This is a genomic window from Thioalkalivibrio sp. ALJ21 (genome assembly GCF_000378605.1).
In the GTDB taxonomy this organism is placed as follows: domain Bacteria; phylum Pseudomonadota; class Gammaproteobacteria; order Ectothiorhodospirales; family Ectothiorhodospiraceae; genus Thioalkalivibrio.
Map to the genome: position 1 here is coordinate 367,969 of NZ_KB905156.1, position 18,846 is coordinate 386,814.

An 18,846-nucleotide genomic window follows, 5' to 3' on the forward strand; every position below is an offset into this window, starting at 1 on the left:
GTAACGGTCAAGAAATCTCCAGGGTAACGCGGGTGAATGTACGCATTCGCGCTCGAGTCGATTTTGCCTGCTGACAAGGCGCGGTGAGCGCGGTGTAGCCGAGCTACATAAGCGAGCCGCAACGCCGTCAGCAGGCAAAATCGGCCGAGCCCCTCGCCCAATAAAATGGTGGGGTTGGAGCTGCCTGTTCCCCGATACAGCGTTGCGCCACTTGCGGGTAGAACCACTACCCGCTGCACGACGCGCCTTGTCTCGGGAAACAGGCAGCACCAACGCGAATGCGTACATTCACCCGCGTTACCCTAGCGCGGACCGGACCTTCTGACTGACGACGCCCATGTCCGCGCGGCCGAAAACCCGGGGCTTGAGCACGCCCATCACCTTGCCCATATCACTGGGGCCGGCCGCGCCGGTCTCGGCGATCGCCTCGCCGATCATCTGGTCCAGTTCGGCGTCGCCCAGTTGCTCGGGCATGTAGGCCTCGATCACCGTGATCTCGGCGGCCTCGCGCTCGGCCAGGTCCTCGCGACCGCCCTTGCGGTACTGGTCGATGGAGTCGCGGCGCTGCTTGAGCATCCGGTTGAGGATGGCCAGCACCGCGTCGTCGTCGGCCTCGCGCCGCTCGTCGACCTCGAACTGCGAGACCTCGGCCTGGATCAGGCGCAACGCCGCAAGGCGTTCCTTCTCCCGGGCCCGCATGGCCTGCTTGACGTCATCCTGCAAACGGGCCTTGAGCGACATCGAAGGGTCCTCGATCCGGGCCAGAGGCCCGAGAGACGATTCTTAGTACAGACGCACCCGACGCGTCATGTCGCGGGAATTCTTCTTCAGCTGGCGCTTCACCGCTGCGGCGGCCTTGCGCTTGCGCTCGGTGGTCGGCTTTTCGTAGTACTCGCGGCGGCGGACTTCCGCGACCACGCCGGCCTTCTCACAGGTGCGCTTGAAACGGCGCAGGGCAACCTCGAAGGGCTCATTCTCGCGAACTCGTACGTGCGGCATACAATCTCCGGATGCGAATGCTGATTCGTCTACCAAAACAAAAACGCCACCCGAAACACTCCGGGCAGCCATGCAGAACTCCCTATGGTAATCCAACCGGCGCCATTTGCAAAAGTCCGTGAAGCGATGCCCATCCTGACCGCGCACACGCTTACGCCCAAAGCGGCACGCACGCTATGATGCCCCTGATGAACACACCCGGCACACAAAACCTGAACGTCGAGCTGGGCGAACGCAGCTACCCCATCCGGATCGGACCGGGCCAGCTCGCCGCCGCCGACACCCTCCGCCCGGCGCTCGAGGGCCGCCGCGTAGCGGTGGTGACCAACACCACCGTGGGCCCGCTGTACGGCGAGGCCCTGCGCGAAACACTCGGCCAGTGCGGGATCGCTGGCGAGATCCTGTGGATCGAGCTGCCCGATGGCGAGGCCCACAAGACCCTGGCCACAGTGGAATCGATCATCACCCGGCTGCTGGAGGCCCGGCTCGACCGGGGCAGCCGCATCGTCGCGCTGGGCGGGGGTGTGGTGGGCGATATCGCCGGCTTCGCCGCCGCGATCTACCAGCGCGGGATCGACTTTGTGCAGGTCCCGACCACCCTGCTGGCCCAGGTCGACTCCTCGGTGGGCGGAAAGACCGGGGTCAACCACCCGCTGGGCAAGAACATGATCGGTGCCTTCCACCAGCCGCGCGCGGTGCTGATCGACACCGACACCCTGAAGACACTGCCCGAGCGCGAGCTGCAGGCCGGGCTCGCCGAGGTCATCAAGTACGGGCTGATCCGCGACGCCGAGTTCTTCGCCTGGCTGGAGGCTCATATCGACGAACTGCGCGCCCTGGACCCCGAGGCGCTGGCCTGGGCCATCCACCGCTCCTGCGCCTGCAAGGCCGAGATCGTCGCCGCCGACGAACGCGAAGGCGGCATCCGCGCCCTGCTGAACCTGGGCCACACCTTCGGCCACGCAATCGAGGCCGGGATGGGCTACGGCGAATGGTTGCATGGCGAGGCCGTGGGTACGGGGATGGCGATGGCTGCGCGCATGTCGGAACGCATGGGCTGGCTGAGCCCGGCCGAGCGCGCACGCGCCGAGGCCCTGATCCAGCGCGCCGGCCTGTCACTGGACCCACCGGACCGCATGAGCGCCGAGCGCTTCCGCGAGCTGATGGCGATCGACAAGAAAGTCGCGAGCGGCCGCCTGCGCCTGGTCCTGCTGCGGGGGATCGGCCAGGCCGAGATCACCGACCAGTTCGACGTGTCGGCGCTGGATGCGACGCTGCACGAGGGCGCCCGTGTCGCCTGAGGCCCTGGCCACCACACCCCGGGTCGACCGGGCCTCCGGGCTCGCGTCGTACGCCGCCGACCCGGCAGCCTCGCGCGGGCGCGCCCACCCGGAAGCGGCGCCGCGCCACCGCAGCGATTTCCAGCGCGACCGCGACCGCATCGTGCACTCCAGCGCGTTTCGCCGCCTGGAATACAAGACCCAAGTCTTCATCAGCCACGAGGGCGACCTGTTTCGCAACCGTCTCACGCATTCGCTGGAGGTCGCGCAGATCGGGCGCTCGATCGCGCGCGCCCTGCGCCTGAACGAGGACCTGGTCGAGGCGATCGCCCTGGCGCACGACCTCGGCCACACCCCGTTCGGCCATGCCGGCCAGCATGCCCTGAACGACTGCATGAAGGCGTACGGCGGCTTCGAGCACAACCTGCAGTCGCTGCGCATCGTCGACCTGCTGGAGCGCCATTACGCGGAATTCGACGGTCTGAACCTGACCTTCGAGACGCGCGAGGGCATCCTCAAGCACTGCTCGCCGCAGCGTGCGCGAGAACTGGGCGCGATCGGGGTGCGCTTTCTCGAGAAGCAGCAACCCTCGCTAGAGGCACAGCTGGCCAACGTGGCCGACGAGATCGCCTACAACAACCACGATGTCGACGACGGCCTGCGCTCCGGGCTGCTCGACATGGACCAGTTGACGGAGGTCCGCCTGTTCCGCGAGTGCCTGGAAACGGTTCGCGCACGCTACCCGGGCCTCGAGCCGCGACGGGTTCAGCACGAGACCGTTCGCCGCATGATCGATGCCCTGGTCTCCGACCTGATCGAGAGCAGCCAGGCCGCGATCGATCATCACCAGCCCGACACCCCGGACGACGTCCGCCAGGCCGGCCAGCCGCTGATCCGTTTCAGCCCGGAGATGGCCGACCAGGCGCGCGAGCTGAAGGCCTTCCTGCGCGAGAACCTGTACCACCACCATCAGGTGCACGCGGTGATGCACAAGGCCCGCCAGCTGATTCAGGAGTTGTTCGCCGCGTTCGACTCCGAGCCGCGGCTGATGCCCGAGCACTTCCAGCGGCATGCCGAGCAGATCGCCGAGGCCGACCCGTATGCACCGCAGCGCGCGATTGCCGACTACATCGCGGGCATGACCGACCGCCACGCCATCCGTGAACACCACCGCCTGTTCGATCTGGGCACGCTGACCTGAGACTGAGACCCATGGCGCTCTCCGACCAATGCCTGAAACAGCTCGGCCTGCACACGGCGCCGTTCGACGAGACCCCGGACGAACATTTCATCTACAGCGACCCGCTGTTGGACGGACTGCTGGAGTCGGCGCGCACCGCACTCGACGCCCCGGGCGCCATCGTGATCATGACCGGCGAAAACGGCTCCGGGCGCAGCCTGCAGCTGATGCGCCTGCTGGCGATGCTGCCCGAGCCGTTCGAGCTGATCGCCTTTCGCGCCCGCATCAACACCCAGTTCGAATCGGTGGACAACACCATTCGCAACTACCTGCGTTCGCACAACGCCGATGACCCGGATCGCCCCCTGACCGAACTGCTGGCCGAACGCGTCGCCGTCGGCCGCGACCCGGTGATCGCGATGGACGACGCCCACCTGGTCGGCACCGACATCGTGAACAACCTGATGCGCATGCGCAGCGAGGTGCTCGAGTCCCAGGGCCGCGCACCACGCGTGGTACTCGTGGGCTCCGGCGGCCTGCTCCGCCGCCGCCTGTACCTCCCGGACCCCTCCGACGAGGACCAGGTCACGCGCGTCAACCTGCGCGCCTTCAACCTCGAGCAAACGGCGGCCTACCTGCGCCACCGCCTGCAGGCGGCGGGCCTCGACGACCCGGAGCGCCTGCTCGACCAGGAAACGATCCACCATCTCCAGACCACCAGCCAGGGCCTGCCCGGCAACCTGAACCGAGAGGCCAACCAGGTCCTGGAGCGCCACTGCCGCAGCGAACGCCATGCCGCCAGTGCAGCCGGCACTACAGCGCCCGGCATCGCGCTGGGTGACGAGGCCGAGCGCGAAGAGGCGCCGTTGCCCACGACACCCGAGGCCGCCGGCGTCACCATTGACTCCGATGCCGGCCTCGACCGCGAAACCGACGCCGAACCCGTGCTTCGCGCCCAGCGCGAAGAGGACGAATTCACTCCGGCCGCCGAGGCTCTCGCGCAAACGGATGCCGCTGACGAACCGGAGTGGCCGCCGGAGCCCGACCACGAACTCGACGACCCCCCAGAGGAAAAGCGCACACCGCCCTTCTGGAATCAGCGCTGGTTCGTGCCGGCGGTTGCCGCCACGGTCGCGATCGGTATCGCCGCCCCCGTCGCGCTACAGCTGATGGACGGTGGCGATACCGAGGCGGAACAGGAGGTCGTCGAACTCCCTTTGCCCGAAACCCGGCCCCCTGCATCCCCCGACCAGGACGACCTGGTCGCGCCCGACCCGCTGGAGCATACCGACGACACGTTGACCAGCCCGGACATCGAACCCCTGCCCGGCCAGGAACGCCCGAGCGGCGATCCGATTGCCGGCATCGAGGCCGAACCGGCCGCGGAACCCGAGCCACAGCCCGAGCCAGAACCCGCTCCGGAACCTGAACCTGAGCCTGAACCCGAGCCCGAACCAGCACCGGAGCCGGAGCCAGAACCGGAACCGGAACCGGAACCGGAACCGGAACCGGAACCAGAGACGACCACCGAGGCCCTGGCCGACGAGGATGGTGACGGCGAGCGCCTGCGCGGCGATCTGGAGTGGCTCGGCAACCAGTCCTCCGATGCGTTCACCATCCAGTTGATCGCGGCTCCGGACATGTCCACTGCCCGCGGCTATGCGGATCGCCACAACCTTGGCGGCATCCGCTACATCCCCACGCGCGTGAACAATCGCGACTTTGTGGTCGTGCTGGCTGGATCGTTTACCAGTCGCGAGGCCGCCGAAAGCGCGGCATCCGACCTGCCCGAGGCGGTCCGCAACGAAGGCCCCTGGATCCGCTCCATCGGCTCCGTACAAGGCGTGGCACGCGAATAGACTCGCCGCCTTCGCACCCGCCAACCCGCACCTCCCCGTGCCTACTTGACCGGCCCCGGTTTGCCGGGAGAATGACGGTTCGGCTATATTCCTGCGCCTTTTTTCGTGTTCTTTTCCAGCCCGACGGCCCGCCCTTCGCGCGCCGTGACCGGAGTTCACCGATGCGACAGAACCAACTGAACGGCACCCTCTACCGCCCCGAATTCGAGCGCGACAACTGCGGCTTCGGCCTCATTGCGCACATGGACGGCGTAGCCAGCCACTGGGTGGTGGACACCGCGATCAAGGCCCTGGAACGCATGACCCACCGCGGCGCAATCGCCGCGGACGGCAAGACCGGCGACGGTTGCGGGCTGCTGATGAAGACCCCCGAGTCCTTCCTGCGCACCCTGGCCTCGGAGTCGAACATCGAACTGGCCGAGCGCTTCGCCGCCGGCATCGTGTTCATCAACCCGGACAAGATCGCCGAGACACGCGCCACCGTGGAGGGCGCGATCGAGCGCGGGCCGCTTACGCTTGCCGGCTGGCGCGAGGTCCCGGTCAACCCGGAAGACGCCTGTGGCGCCGAGGCCCTGAAGAGCCAGCCGCACATCCTGCAGGTGTTCATCAACGCCCCGGCGGACATGGACGGCGACACCTTCGAGCGCGCACTGTTCGTGGTGCGCCGCCGCGCCGAGATCGCGATGGGCGACGACCCGGTGTTCTACGTGCCGAGCCTGTCCGCGCGCGTGGTCTCCTACAAGGGCCTGGTGATGCCGGAGAACCTGCCGGTGTTCTACCGCGACCTGCAGCGCCCGGAACTGGAGACCGCGATCTGCGTGTTCCACCAGCGCTTCTCCACCAACACCTTCCCGCAGTGGGGCCTGGCGCAGCCGTTCCGCTTCCTCGCCCACAACGGCGAGATCAACACTGTGCAGGGCAACCGCAACTGGGCGGTCGCGCGCCAGCACAAGTTCGCCACCGAGAAGCTGCCGGAGCTGGCCGAGCTGGAGCCGCTGGTCAACCTGGAAGGCTCCGACTCGCAGAGCCTGGACAACATGCTGGAGGTCCTCCTGGCCGGCGGCATGGACCTGTTCCGCGCGATGCGCCTGCTGGTCCCGCCGGCGTGGCAGAACGTCGCGCACATGGACTCCGACCTGCGCGCCTTCTACGAATACAACTCCATGCACATGGAGCCCTGGGATGGCCCGGCCGGGATCGTGCTGACCGACGGGCGCTATGCCGCCTGCACCCTGGACCGCAACGGCCTGCGCCCGGCGCGCTACGTGATCACGAAGGACCGCCACATCACCCTGGCCTCCGAGATCGGCGTGTACGACTACGCCCCGGAGGACGTGGTCGCCAAGGGCCGCCTGAAGCCCGGGCAGATGCTGGCCGTGGATACCGAGTCCGGCGAGCTGCTGCAGCCCGAGGACGTCGACCGCATCAACCGCACGCGCCAGCCCTACCGCCAGTGGCTGCGCGCCCACGTGAAGCACCTGAAGAGCCAGCTGGACGACAACCAGCTGTTCTCCGGCGAGCCGATGCCGGCCGAGCGCCTGGAGACCTACGAAAAGCTGTTCGACGTGACCTTCGAGGAGCGCGATCAGATCCTGCGCGTGCTGGCCGAGGCCGGTCAGGAGGCCGTGGGCTCGATGGGGGACGACACCCCGTTCGCCGTGCTCTCCAGCCACACCCGCTCGCTGTTCGACTACTTCCGCCAGCAGTTCGCCCAGGTCACCAACCCGGCGATCGACCCGCTGCGCGAGAGCATCGTGATGTCGCTGGAGACCTGCTTCGGCCGCGAGCAGAACCTGTTCGAGGAGACCCCGGACCACGCCCACCGCCTGGTATCCGACTCCCCGGTGCTGTCCGAGGCCAAGTTCCGCGAACTGTGCAACCAGACCGAAGACGCCTTCCGCGTCGAGCGCATGGACCTCAACTACGACGTCCATACCGGCTCCCTGGAAGACGCCGTGAAGGCCCTGACCGCCAACGCAGTCGAGGCCGTGCGCGGCGGTGCCGTGGTGCTGGTGCTGTCGGACCGCGGCATCGACCCGGAACGCCGCCCGATCCCGGCCGCGCTGGCCGTGGGCGCGGTGCATCACGCGCTGATCCGCGCCAAGCTGCGCACCGACGCGAACATCGTCGCCGAGACCGCCACCGTGCGCGACCCGCACCACTTCGCGGTCCTGCTCGGGTACGGCGCCACCGCGATCTACCCGTACCTGGCCTACTCCGCCCTGCACGGCATGTGCGAGTCCGGCGAGATCCCGAACGCCGACCCGCTGACCCTGGCGCAGAACTACCGCCGCGGCATCAACAAGGGCCTGTTCAAGATCCTGTCGAAGATGGGCATCTCCACCATCGCCAGCTACCGCGGCGCGCAGCTGTTCGAGATCGTCGGCCTGGCCGACGAGGTCGTGGACACCTGCTTCACCGGCACCACCAGCCGCATCAAGGGCACCCGCTTCGCCGATATCGAGGCGGACCTGGAGACGCTGTCCAGGCGCGCCTGGAACCCGCGCAAGAGCGCCGGCCAGGGTGGCCTGCTGAAGTACGTCCACGGTGGCGAGTACCACGCCTACAACCCGGACGTGATCCAGACCCTGCACCGCGCGGTGCAGTCCGGCGACTACGGCGTGTACAAGGAATATGCGGACCTGGTGAACGAGCGCCCGGTGACCGTGCTGCGCGACCTGCTGAAGGTCCGCGACGACATCGAGCCGATCGCGCTCGACGAGGTCGAGTCCGAGGCCGAGATCCTGCCGCGTTTCGACTCCGCCGGCATGAGCCTGGGCGCGCTGTCGCCGGAGGCCCACGAGGCCCTGGCCACCGCGATGAACCGCCTGGGCGGGCGCTCCAACTCCGGCGAGGGCGGCGAGGCCGTCTCCCGCTACGGCACCGAGCGCATGTCCAAGATCAAGCAGGTGGCCTCCGGCCGCTTCGGCGTGACCCCGCACTACCTGGTCAACGCCGAGGTGCTGCAGATCAAGGTCGCCCAGGGCGCGAAGCCCGGCGAGGGCGGCCAGCTGCCCGGCCACAAGGTCAACAAGATGATCGCGGAGCTGCGCTATTCGAATCCGGGCGTCGCCCTGATCTCGCCGCCGCCGCACCACGACATCTACTCCATCGAGGACCTGGCGCAGCTGATCTTTGACCTCAAGCAGGTCAATCCGGATGCGCTGGTCTCGGTGAAGCTCGTCTCCGAGGCCGGGGTCGGTACGATCGCCGCCGGCGTGGCCAAGGCCTACGCCGACCTGATCACCATCTCCGGTTACGACGGCGGCACTGGTGCCAGCCCGCTGACCTCGGTGAAGTACGCCGGCACCCCGTGGGAGTTGGGCCTGACCGAGACCCACGCGACCCTGCGCGGCAACGACCTGCGCGACAAGGTGCGCCTGCAGACCGATGGCGGCCTGAAGACCGGGCTCGACGTGATCAAGGCGGCGATCCTGGGTGCCGAGAGCTTCGGCTTCGGTACCGGTCCGATGGTCGCGCTGGGCTGCAAGTACCTGCGCATCTGCCACCTGAACAACTGCGCAACGGGTGTCGCCACGCAGGACAAGGTGCTGCGCATGAACCACTTCATCGGCCTGCCCGAAATGGTCATGCACTACTTCCAGTTCGTCGCCCGCGAGACCCGCGAATGGATGGCGAAGCTGGGCGTGCGCAGCCTGACGGATCTGATCGGCCGCACCGATCTGCTGGAGATCCTGCCGGGCGAGACGCCGAAGCAGCAGCACCTGGACCTGAACGGCCTGCTGGCCAGCGGCGATCTCGACGACAAGCCGCGCTTCTGCAAGGAGCCGAAGAACGAGCCGTTCGACAAGGGCGAGCTGGCCGAGAAGATGGTCGCCGAGATGCTCGAGGCGATCGAGAACAAAGCCGGTGGCAAGTACCGTTTCGACGTCGCCAATACCGACCGCTCGATCGGCGCGCGGCTGTCCGGCGAGATCGCCAAGCGTCACGGCAACCAGGGCATGTCCGATGCCCCGATCACCGTGCGCATGAAGGGCACGGCCGGGCAGAGCTTCGGCGTCTGGAACGCCGGCGGCCTGCACCTGTACCTGGAAGGCGATGCCAACGACTACGTCGGCAAGGGCATGACCGGCGGCAAGCTGGTGATCCGTCCGCCGGAAGGCTCGGGCTTCGCCAGCCAGGACACCACCATCATGGGCAACACCTGCCTGTATGGCGCGACCGGCGGCAAGCTGTTCGCCGCCGGCCAGTGCGGCGAACGCTTCGGGGTGCGCAACTCCGGCGCGATCGCCGTGGTGGAAGGCATCGGCGACCACGGCTGCGAGTACATGACCGGCGGCGTGATGGTGGTGCTGGGCAACACCGGCATCAACTTCGGTGCGGGCATGACCGGCGGCTTCGCGTTCGTGCTGGACCGGGAGAACGACTTCCCGGACCGCATCAACAACGAGCTGATCGACCTGCACCGCCTCGACACCGAGGACATGGAGGCGCACCGCAACTATCTCGAGGAACTCATCACCGAGTTCGTGCACGAGACCGACAGCGCCTGGGGCCGCGAGATCCTCGAGCAGTTCGACCACTACCAGGGCTCGTTCTGGCTGGTGAAGCCCAAGGCCTCCGAACTCCGGGGCCTGCTGGCCAACCTGCGCCAGGCCGCCTGACCCACCACCCGGCGGAACGCAGATACGGGCCCCTCACGGGGCCCGTTTCATTTTCAGTGCCGAAAACCCGTCATTGCGAGCGCAGCGAAGCAATCTCCAGAAACTGCCACCAGAACACCGCATCTAGCGATTGCTTCGTCGCCCAAGGCTCCTCGCAATGACGTGTTGCGGCCCAACGCTGGGCTATCATGCGAACCTGACGACGAGCACACCCCCGAGGAATAGCCGGCGACACCATGGCAGGTCTCATCCCCCAGGCATTCATCGACGAGCTGCTTGAGCGCAGCGATATCGTCGAGGTGATCCAGCGCCGCGTGAGCCTGAAGAAGGCCGGGCGCGAGTTCGCCGCCTGCTGTCCGTTCCACGGCGAGAAGACGCCGTCGTTCTATGTCTCCCCACAAAAGCAGTTCTACCACTGCTTCGGCTGCGGGGCGCACGGCACCGCCATCAGCTTCCTGATGGAATACGAGAACCTGAGCTTCCCCGAGGCAGTCGAGCAGCTGGCCGAACAGGCCGGGCTGGAAGTGCCGCGCGAGGCCGGAGCGGACGATAAACGCGAGGCCCACGCGCCGCTGTACGAGGCCCTGAACGCGGCCGCCGACTACTTCGTGCAGCAGCTGCGCCAGACGCCGAAGGCCGTCGAGTACCTGAAGAACCGCGGCATCGACGGCGCCACCGCCCGCGACTACCAGATCGGCTGGGCCCCGCCCTCGGGCCTGCTCGAGACACTCCAACCACGTTTCACCCCGCAGCAGCTGGTGGATGCCGGACTGGCCGCACGACGCGACGACGGCGGCATCCGCGAGCGCTTTCGCGCGCGCATCATGTTCCCGATCCGCGACCGGCGCGGGCGCATCACCGGCTTCGGCGGGCGCCTGATCGAGGACGGCGAGCCGAAGTACCTGAACAGCCCGGAGAGCGAGGTCTTCCACAAGGGACAGACCATCTACGGCCTGTTCGAGGCCCGCAAGGCCAGCACCCGGCTGGATGACATCGTGGTGGTCGAGGGCTACATGGACGTGGTCGGGCTGGCGCGCGCCGGTTTTCGTCGCGCGGTGGCCTGCATGGGCACCGCGCTGACCCGCGCCCACCTGGACAGCCTGTTCCGCCAGGTCTCGCGCATCACACTGTGCTTCGATGGCGACGCCGCGGGCCGCCGGGCGGCCTGGCGCTCGCTGGCCGAGGCCCTGCCCGCGATCCAGGGCCTGCGCGAGGTGCGCGTGCTGTTTCTGCCCGAGGGCGACGACCCCGACAGCCTGGTCCTGCGCGATGGTCTCGCCGGCTGGGAGGAACGCCTAGCCGGTGCCCTGCCCCTGTCCGAGACGCTTGTCCGGCTACTGCGCGAGGAACACCCGACCGACACCGCCGAAGGCCGCACCCGCTTCGCGCATGCCGCGATGAAGCTGGTCGCCACCACCCGTGACCCGCTGTTCCGCGACCAGCTGGTCGAGCGTGTCGCTCAGGAGACCCACCTGAGCCCGGAGCGGCTGGGTGAGCAACTGCGCGAGGCCGAGGACGGGAACGCCCGTGCGACGGGCCCGGCCTCTACACCAACGGACATCCCCGAGGCACCAGCCGCCGAGCCGGCGGGCGCTGCGCCGGAGACACCCTCCGCCCTGTGGGGGGCGCTGCTTGCGCGCATCCTGCAGCACCCCGAGCTCGAGTGGTCCCAGTCCGAACTGGCCGACCTCACGGCCTTCCCCGGCACCGCCGCGCAAACGCTGGGCAAGCTGCTCACGGCCCTGCAAGAGCGCCCCGGCTGCAGCAGCGCCCATCTGCTGGAACGCTTCCGTGATGATCGCCACTTCAACCGCCTGCAGGCCCTGGCCGCCCGGGAACTTGGCGATGGCGACCCGAAGGTGACCCAGCAGGTGGCCATGGACTGTGCCCGCCAGCTCCTGCTGCAGCAGGCACGCACGCGGATTCGTGAACTCACTCGCGCAGACGGCGGGCTCGCTACGGAACAACGCGAGGAACTCGCGCGTCTTACTGCATTACTGCAGAAGACAAACACCGGTTAGGCTCCCCCGAAGTGCGCCCATCGAAGGCCGTAACTCATTGAAATCGAAAAACCTGCCCCCAGATCTCTTGTCGGGATTTCCGTGACCCGACAGAGGGTTTGGCGGGCGAATCCCGGCAATATAAGAATCTTCTGCTACAATGTAGGATTGATTTTTCTACGACCCATTCAGCGACCCAGGCACCTCGGAGTACGACGTCAATGAACCGTGAAGAGCAACAATCCCAGCTCAAGGAACTGATTGCCAAGGGCAAGGAGCAGGGATACCTCACGTATACCGAGGTCAACGACCACCTGCCCGACTCGATCATCGACTCCGACCAGGTCGAGGACATCATCGCGATGATCAACGACATGGGCATCGCGGTGCACGAACAGGCCCCGGACGCCGACAGCCTGCTGTTGTCCGACGGCTCCGTCTCCGCCGACGAGGACGCCGAGGACGCCGTGGCCGCGCTCGCCTCGGCCGATTCCGATTTCGGTCGCACCACCGACCCGGTGCGCATGTACATGCGCGAGATGGGCACGGTCGAGCTGCTGACCCGCGAAGGCGAGATCCGCATCGCCAAGCGCATCGAAGAGGGCCTGATGCAAGTCCTGTTCGCGCTCGCCCATCACCCGGGCGCGATCGAACACCTGATTCGCGAGTACGACCAGATCGTCGAGAACAACGGCCGCCTGACCGATCTCGTGGTCTCCTTCATCGACCCGAAGAACCCGCTGGACGGCGAAGCCGTTGCACGCGGCCTGGTCTCCCCGGAAGACGCCCAGAAGGCCGAAGAGGCCCAGAAGGCCGCGGCCGCCGAGGCCTCACCGGAGCTGGACGCGATCGTGGAAGAGGTCGAAGACGCCGAGGAAGAAGACGCCGAACCGGTGGACACCGGTCCCGACCCGGAAGAGGCCCGCGAGCGCTTCAACAAGCTGCGCAAGCTGCACGCCAAGGCGCACAAGGCCTTCGAGAAGGGCGACCGCAAAGCCTACGCCACCGCGCGCGAGGCCACTGCGAAGTACTTCATGGAGTTCAAGCTGGTGCCGCGCATGGTGGACCAGCTGACCACGCGGTTGCACGGCACGATCGACCGCATCCGCAGCCATGAGCGCCGCATCATGGAACTGGCCGTGAACCAGGCGCAGATGCCGCGCAAGGCGTTCATCGACAGCTTCCCCAAGAACGAGACCAACCTCGACTGGATCAAGCAGGCCTGCAAGGCCAAGGGCAAGTACACCACCGCCCTCGCCGAGCACGAGGAAGAGATCGTGCGCCTGCAGAAAAAGCTCGCCGAGATCGAACACGAGGCCAGCCTGAACATCTCCGAGATCAAGGAGATCAATCGCCGCATGTCCATTGGCGAGGCCAAGGCCCGCCGCGCGAAGAAGGAGATGGTCGAGGCCAACCTGCGCCTGGTGATCTCCATCGCCAAGAAGTACACCAACCGCGGCCTGCAGTTCCTCGACCTGATCCAGGAAGGCAACATCGGCCTGATGAAGGCCGTGGACAAGTTCGAATACCGCCGCGGCTACAAGTTCTCGACCTATGCCACCTGGTGGATTCGCCAGGCCATCACCCGTTCCATCGCGGACCAGGCCCGGACCATCCGCATCCCGGTGCACATGATCGAGACCATCAACAAGCTCAACCGCGTCTCCCGCCAGATGCTGCAGGAGATGGGCCGCGAGGCTACGCCGGAAGAGCTGGCCGAGCGCATGGAGATGCCCGAGGACAAGATCCGCAAGGTGCTCAAGATCTCCAAGGAACCGATCTCCATGGAGACCCCGATCGGCGACGACGAAGACTCCCACCTGGGCGACTTCATCGAAGACGAAAAGGTCGCCTCGCCGTCGGACTCCGCCGCGCGCGAGAGCCTGTCCGAGGCCACCCGCGAGATCCTGTCCACGCTGACCCCGCGCGAGGCCAAGGTCCTGCGCATGCGCTTCGGCATCGACATGAACACCGACCACACCCTCGAGGAAGTCGGCAAGCAGTTCGACGTCACCCGCGAGCGCATCCGCCAGATCGAGGCCAAGGCCCTGCGCAAGCTGCGTCACCCGACCCGCGCCGAACTGCTGCGCACCTACACCGACGCCGAGTAACCGGCCTTCCGGCCGAACGGCCGGAACCTGCCCTGCCGATGCGGCGCCATCTCTCCCTTTCCGGGTAGAATGGCGCCGCAGTCGTTTGTACCCTCCCCGATTACGGGCCTGTAGCTCAGTTGGTTAGAGCAGGGGACTCATAATCCCTTGGTCGTCGGTTCGAGTCCGACCGGGCCCACCACTCGCTTGCGCTCGCGCTGGGCGGGTCGGACTATTCCAGTCGCGCGCCTGCCGGCGCACGCCGTTCCGGCCTCGCGAAGCCGTGCTTCGCGCCGCTGCGCGGCCGACCTCCACCCAACCGGGCCCACCACTCGAACCCTTGCTTGCAGCACGGGGGCATTCCAGTGCCGTTGCGGTCAGGCCGCCTCGGCAGTGACGAGGCCTCGCTGAAGGTCAACGGTGATCCGTTGGCCCTCGATGACCGTGGCGCAGGCCAGCAGGAAGATCTCCACGAACTCGTTGCGCTCCTCCTCCGGCATCTCCGAGGAGGTGTTGGAGGCATTAAAGGTACCGAACATGGTGTCGTGGGCGCCGGCCGAATACAGGATCAGCCGCTGCATGGCGGCCTGGTCGTCCGGCGATGGCGCGGCGGTATCCAGGACCGGCTCGTCCAGTTTCTGCTTGATCGTGGAATAGAGATGGAACAGATATTCCGCCGCGCTCTGGCGACCCCGCCGATCCTGCAGGGTGAAGTTGGCCGAAACTGCCTGGCCACTGCGAGCGCGCAGGACGATGTGCTTCGGCTCGGGCTGATCGTCGGCGTACGGATTCAGGATGTTGGCCACGATGTCTCCAGCGGGGTTGGACAGATGGCGGGCCAGAGTACGAGACCACCTGCGAGATTTCCATGACGCCCCCGCCAGCTATGTAGCTATCCACTGTGAGGGATGCGCAGCAATGCTGGGCCGGCCTCTACCCAACCCGGCTCGCCCGCTCACACACCTCGACGAAGGGACTTGAAGGGGCTCGCCCCTACTGGCACGTTTCAAGTCAAAATCGTGTTCGTGCCGAGTCCGGCCACTAGTGGAGCACCACGATGGCGAAATCCGTTTTGATGTGTCGACCGGAATATTTCGCCATCCACTATGAGATCAACCCCTGGATGGACCTTGAGTGTCCCGTGTGTCCGGAGACCGCGACCCGGCAATGGGAGGCCCTTTATCAGCTGTATACGGAGACCCTTGGCTGGGAGGTCCACCTGATCCCGCCCGTCGAGGGGTTTCCGGACATGGTCTTCACGGCCAACGGCGCGCTCGTCGTGGATGACAAGGTGGCACTGCCCACCTTTCGGCACCCTGAGCGTCAGGGCGAGACCTGGTGGTTCGAAAGCTGGCTGCGCGAACAAGGGTTCACGGCGCTCTACCAGCCCCGCCACGATTTCGAGGGCGAAGGGGATGCGCTGATTTGGAACGATACACTCTTCGCCGGCTACCCCTGGCGCAGTGATCAGGCGGCACACGCCGAGCTCGCGTCGTTTCTGGATCTGGAAGTCGTCAGCCTGCAGTTAACCGATGCCCGCTTCTACCACCTCGACACAGCTTTCACGGTGGTCGACCGCCAAACCGTTGCGCTCTATCCACCCGCCTTTACCCAAGAGAGCCTGGAGGCGGTACGGCATCGTGTGCCCAATGTGATCGAGGCGGACGAGGCCGATGCGCTGGCTTACGGCCTCAATGCGGTGAGTGATGGCGAACGAATCGTCCTGAGCGACCGGGCCGCGGGGCTCGCCGAACGCTACCGACAGCATGGCATGGAGGTATACCCCGTCGCGATCGACGAATTTCAGAAATCCGGTGGCGGCATGAAGTGCATGACACTGGACCTCAGAGGGAGACTACAAAGCCGATAATCAAGATTCCCATTCCTCGCTCTAGCACTTCGAGTAGCCGCAGTCGCGGCAGGTGGGGCAGCCGTCGATGATCTCGAGATGGCCATCGCACTGCGGGCAGGGGGCAGCGGCTGTGGCCACCGGGTGCGGGGCCTCCAGGATGGCGGAGGCCTCCGGGGTTCCCCTGTCGCGGTAGGCGGCGACCAGTTCGCGTAGCGGGCGGGGGTGACCGTCGGGATCCAGGAAGCCGCGGCGCTGGAGGATACGCTGCAGCGCGTGGGCGATCGCGGCAACCTCGGAGGGGTGGTAAAGCGGTTTTCCGTATTCGTTTTCGCCGCAGCGGACCGGGCCGCGGTCCCAGGTGACTTTGCGCAGGTCGCGCAGGGCGCGAGCGGCGTAGCCGCCACGGGCCGCCAGCGACAGGCTGCGCATGGTGGCGGAGATCCACTGGTAGGACTCGGAGTGCTGCCCGGTGGGCAGGAAGAACTCGATCGGGCGCTCGATGGTTACACGTTCGCCGCTGACCGTGCCGGAGACGGCCACAAAGCTGACCACCAGATAGACGGTCTGCGGCCCGTCCTGGGTCCAGTAGCGCACCTTCTCGGTGACCGACTCGAGTTCGCCCTCGGGGCGCGACGGGATGCGCTTGCCCAGCGGATGATCGTCACTGCCGGGCGCGCCCTCACCCTGCGGGGTGTCCGAGCGGCGAAAGGCGATGATGGGCTGGTCGATCCGGTGCATCGTGTCCTCCCCGACGGCGTCAGACGTCGTCGTAGTAGCCCTCGTCCAGCGCGGCGAAGAGGTTCGCGGCGGTGTGGATCTGGCCTTCGTATTCGACCTCTTCGTCGCCGCGCAGGGTCAGCTCCCGGCCATCCTCCAGGGTGAAGGTGTACCAGGTGCTGCGCAGGCGTTCGGGGTCCACGAGCACGCCCATCTGCGCCTGCGGGTTGGGCCGGTAGGTGGTGCAGCCCTTGAGCCCGGCGCGCCAGGCCTGCAGGTAGACCTGCTGGAAGTCCTCGAACGGGATATCGCTCGGGACGTTGAGCGTCTTGGAGATGGCCGAGTCCACCCATGGCTGGGCGGCGCCCTGCATGCGGATGTGGGCATCCACACTGACCCGGTCCGCAGTAATCGCGTTGACGGGAAGATCCCCCGGCCCCGCGTCGGCATCGACCCGGGCGCGGTAGGCCAGCAGCTCAAACGAGTAACAATCCACCGCCTCGCGGGTACGCCGCCCCGGGCGACGGATGTTGCGCGTGGTGTGGTGCAGAAAGGTCGGCTCGATGCCGTTGCTCGCGTTGTTGGCGACCGAGAAGCTGATGGTGCCGGTGGGCGCGATGGAGGTGGCGTGGGTAAAGCGCGCGCCCTCCTCGGCCAGCGCCGCGACCAGCGCCGGGTCCTCCTCGGCGATGCGCTGCATGTAGCGGCTGAAGCGGGCATGCAGCTCCCGCCCCTTCAGCACGTCGCCCACCTGATAGCCGCTCTCGGCCAGCGCCGGCTGACGCCGGAGCATGTCCGCGGTCAGCGTGAAGTCCTCGTCCATGATCGGCGCCGGGCCCTTCTCGCGCGCCAGCTCCAGCCCGGCGCGCCAGCTCTCCAGCGCCAGGCGACGACAGACCTCTGCGGTGAAGGCGGCGGCCGACTCCGAACCGTAGGTCTCCCCCAGCATCGCCAGAGCCGACCCGAGCCCGAGGATGCCCATGCCGTGGCGGCGCTTGCGCAGCATCTCGGCGCGCTGCTCCGGCAGCGGCAGCCCGGAGATATCCGCGACGTTGTCCAGCATGCGCGTGAACACGCGCACCACCCGCGCGAAGCGTTCCCAGTCGAAGGCAGCATCGGCGCTGAACGGCGAGGACACGAACCGAGTCAGATTCACCGACCCCAGCAGACAGGCCCCGTCCGGTGGCAGCGGCTCCTCGCCGCAGGGGTTGGTGGCGCGGATCACCTCGTCGAACCAGGCGTTGTTCTGGCGGTTGACCTGTTCGATCAGGATGACGCCGGGTTCGCCGACGTCATAGGTGCTGCGCATCAGGGTGTCCCACAGCTCGCGGGCGCGCACGCGGCGGTAGATACGGCAGGCGACCCGGCCCTGGTCGTCAACGCGGTAGCCGTCCTCGACCATCGGCCAGTCGCGATAGACGAGATCGGAGGGGGCCACCGCGTCCTGTTCCACGGGCAGCAGCGGGAAGGCGAGCGCCCATTCGTCGTCGCGCTCCACGGCCTCCAGAAAGGCATCGCGCACCAGCACGGACAGGTTGAACTGGGTCAGCCGCCCCTTGCGGCGCTTGGCGAGGATGAAACGCTCGATATCCGGATGACCGATGTCCAGCGTTGCCATCTGCGCCCCGCGGCGACCACCGGCCGCGCCGATGGTGCGGCAGGTCTGGTCAAAGATCTGCATGAACGCGACCGGGCCGTTGGTCGGCGCGCCGGCGCCCGCGACCAGCGCACCCTTCGGGCGCAGGGTGCTGAAGTCGTAGCCGATCCCGGCCCCGGCCTTGAGCGTCAACCCGGCGGCGGTATTGGCATCCAGGATCGCCTGCAGCGAGTCCCGGATCGTGCGCGATACGGTGCAGTTGATCAGTGTGGTCTGCGGCTTGTGCGCCTCGGCCCCGGCATTGGCCAGGATGCGCCCGGCCGGGATGGCGCCGTTGTCCAGCGCCCAACGAAACTCGCGTTCAATCGGCGCGCGCTTGTCCGGCGCCTCGACGGTGGCGAGGGCTCGGGCCACGCGGTCGAACATCGCCTCGACCGAGGCATCCACCGGCTCGCCCCGGGCGTCACGCAGCTGATAGCGCTCGGCCCAGATCGAAGCCGAGGAGGCCTGCAACGGCACGTCCGTGGACGTGTCCTGAAGTGAGGCCGCCTTGTCCTGCCTTTGCCGGCTCTTGCCCATATTGGCCCGCCGCGTTGCGCTCGCTCGAAGGGCGCTGAGGCCCTCTCCCGATCATGGGCGCCGGCGCC

The 18,846-nt window shown here is 67.1% G+C and carries 12 protein-coding genes and 1 tRNA gene; 8 read left to right on the forward strand and 5 right to left on the reverse strand.

What is annotated here, in order from left to right:
* Positions 1-297: 297 nt before the first annotated feature.
* Together F579_RS0107790 and rpsU are read right to left on the reverse strand one after the other, a co-directional pair.
* On the reverse strand, positions 298-741 hold the full coding sequence (locus F579_RS0107790) for a GatB/YqeY domain-containing protein (RefSeq protein WP_019023697.1): 444 nt from the start codon (positions 739-741) through the stop codon (positions 298-300).
* Between the two features lie 42 nt (positions 742-783).
* The gene (gene rpsU / locus F579_RS0107795; RefSeq protein ID WP_012981683.1) at positions 784-999 is read right to left on the reverse strand and encodes a 30S ribosomal protein S21; all 216 of its coding nucleotides are present in this window, start codon (positions 997-999) and stop codon (positions 784-786) included.
* A gap of 176 nt (positions 1,000-1,175) precedes the next feature.
* On the opposite strand from rpsU, the gene aroB reads away from it, so the two are divergent.
* The 7 genes from aroB to F579_RS0107830 all read left to right on the forward strand — a co-directional run bounded on the left by aroB (position 1,176) and on the right by F579_RS0107830 (position 14,235).
* A complete protein-coding gene (aroB, locus tag F579_RS0107800) occupies positions 1,176-2,300 on the forward strand; it encodes a 3-dehydroquinate synthase (RefSeq protein WP_019025602.1) in 1,125 nt (374 codons plus the stop codon).
* Positions 2,290-3,480: a deoxyguanosinetriphosphate triphosphohydrolase gene (locus F579_RS0107805; RefSeq protein WP_019023695.1), complete on the forward strand. Its 1,191-nt coding sequence runs from the start codon at positions 2,290-2,292 to the stop codon at positions 3,478-3,480. The genes aroB and F579_RS0107805 overlap by 11 nt, the downstream gene beginning before the upstream one ends.
* A gap of 11 nt (positions 3,481-3,491) precedes the next feature.
* Positions 3,492-5,318 carry an SPOR domain-containing protein gene (locus F579_RS0107810; protein ID WP_019023694.1) on the forward strand — a complete coding sequence of 609 codons (1,827 nt, stop codon included), beginning with the start codon at positions 3,492-3,494 and terminating at the stop codon, positions 5,316-5,318.
* 161 nt (positions 5,319-5,479) lie between these two features.
* Positions 5,480-9,943 carry a glutamate synthase large subunit gene (gltB, locus tag F579_RS0107815; protein WP_019023693.1) on the forward strand — a complete coding sequence of 1,488 codons (4,464 nt, stop codon included), beginning with the start codon at positions 5,480-5,482 and terminating at the stop codon, positions 9,941-9,943.
* Between the two features lie 236 nt (positions 9,944-10,179).
* Positions 10,180-11,964: a DNA primase gene (dnaG, locus tag F579_RS0107820; protein ID WP_019023692.1), complete on the forward strand. Its 1,785-nt coding sequence runs from the start codon at positions 10,180-10,182 to the stop codon at positions 11,962-11,964.
* 200 nt (positions 11,965-12,164) lie between these two features.
* On the forward strand, positions 12,165-14,054 hold the full coding sequence (rpoD, locus tag F579_RS0107825) for an RNA polymerase sigma factor RpoD (protein ID WP_019023691.1): 1,890 nt from the start codon (positions 12,165-12,167) through the stop codon (positions 14,052-14,054).
* Between the two features lie 104 nt (positions 14,055-14,158).
* Positions 14,159-14,235, forward strand: a tRNA-Ile gene (locus F579_RS0107830).
* 175 nt (positions 14,236-14,410) lie between these two features.
* On the opposite strand, the gene F579_RS0107835 is transcribed toward F579_RS0107830, so the two are convergent.
* On the reverse strand, positions 14,411-14,839 hold the full coding sequence (locus F579_RS0107835; protein WP_019023690.1) for a hypothetical protein: 429 nt from the start codon (positions 14,837-14,839) through the stop codon (positions 14,411-14,413).
* 251 nt (positions 14,840-15,090) lie between these two features.
* On the opposite strand from F579_RS0107835, the gene ddaH reads away from it, so the two are divergent.
* Positions 15,091-15,903, forward strand: a complete 813-nt coding sequence (gene ddaH, locus F579_RS0107840) for a dimethylargininase (RefSeq protein WP_369699490.1) — start codon at positions 15,091-15,093, stop codon at positions 15,901-15,903.
* 21 nt (positions 15,904-15,924) lie between these two features.
* On the opposite strand, the gene F579_RS0107845 is transcribed toward ddaH, so the two are convergent.
* Together F579_RS0107845 and F579_RS0107850 are read right to left on the reverse strand one after the other, a co-directional pair.
* The gene (locus F579_RS0107845; protein ID WP_019023688.1) at positions 15,925-16,623 is read right to left on the reverse strand and encodes a hypothetical protein; all 699 of its coding nucleotides are present in this window, start codon (positions 16,621-16,623) and stop codon (positions 15,925-15,927) included.
* A gap of 19 nt (positions 16,624-16,642) precedes the next feature.
* Complete coding sequence (locus tag F579_RS0107850; RefSeq protein WP_019025603.1) at positions 16,643-18,778, reverse strand: adenosylcobalamin-dependent ribonucleoside-diphosphate reductase; 2,136 nt, start codon at positions 18,776-18,778, stop codon at positions 16,643-16,645.
* Positions 18,779-18,846 lie beyond the last annotated feature (68 nt).

What these genes read in the sequence shown, in the direction of transcription:
- F579_RS0107810 (WP_019023694.1), top strand. Translation starts at nt 3,492, where the DNA reads ATGGCGCTCTCCGACCAATGCCTGAAACAGCTCGGCCTGCACACGGCG.
- aroB (WP_019025602.1), top strand. Translation starts at nt 1,176, where the DNA reads ATGATGCCCCTGATGAACACACCCGGCACACAAAACCTGAACGTCGAG.
- rpoD (WP_019023691.1), top strand. Translation starts at nt 12,165, where the DNA reads ATGAACCGTGAAGAGCAACAATCCCAGCTCAAGGAACTGATTGCCAAG.
- F579_RS0107845 (WP_019023688.1), bottom strand. Translation starts at nt 16,623, where the DNA reads ATGCACCGGATCGACCAGCCCATCATCGCCTTTCGCCGCTCGGACACC.
- F579_RS0107850 (WP_019025603.1), bottom strand. Translation starts at nt 18,778, where the DNA reads ATGGGCAAGAGCCGGCAAAGGCAGGACAAGGCGGCCTCACTTCAGGAC.
- ddaH (WP_369699490.1), top strand. Translation starts at nt 15,091, where the DNA reads ATGGCGAAATCCGTTTTGATGTGTCGACCGGAATATTTCGCCATCCAC.
- gltB (WP_019023693.1), top strand. Translation starts at nt 5,480, where the DNA reads ATGCGACAGAACCAACTGAACGGCACCCTCTACCGCCCCGAATTCGAG.
- rpsU (WP_012981683.1), bottom strand. Translation starts at nt 999, where the DNA reads ATGCCGCACGTACGAGTTCGCGAGAATGAGCCCTTCGAGGTTGCCCTG.
- F579_RS0107790 (WP_019023697.1), bottom strand. Translation starts at nt 741, where the DNA reads ATGTCGCTCAAGGCCCGTTTGCAGGATGACGTCAAGCAGGCCATGCGG.
- dnaG (WP_019023692.1), top strand. Translation starts at nt 10,180, where the DNA reads ATGGCAGGTCTCATCCCCCAGGCATTCATCGACGAGCTGCTTGAGCGC.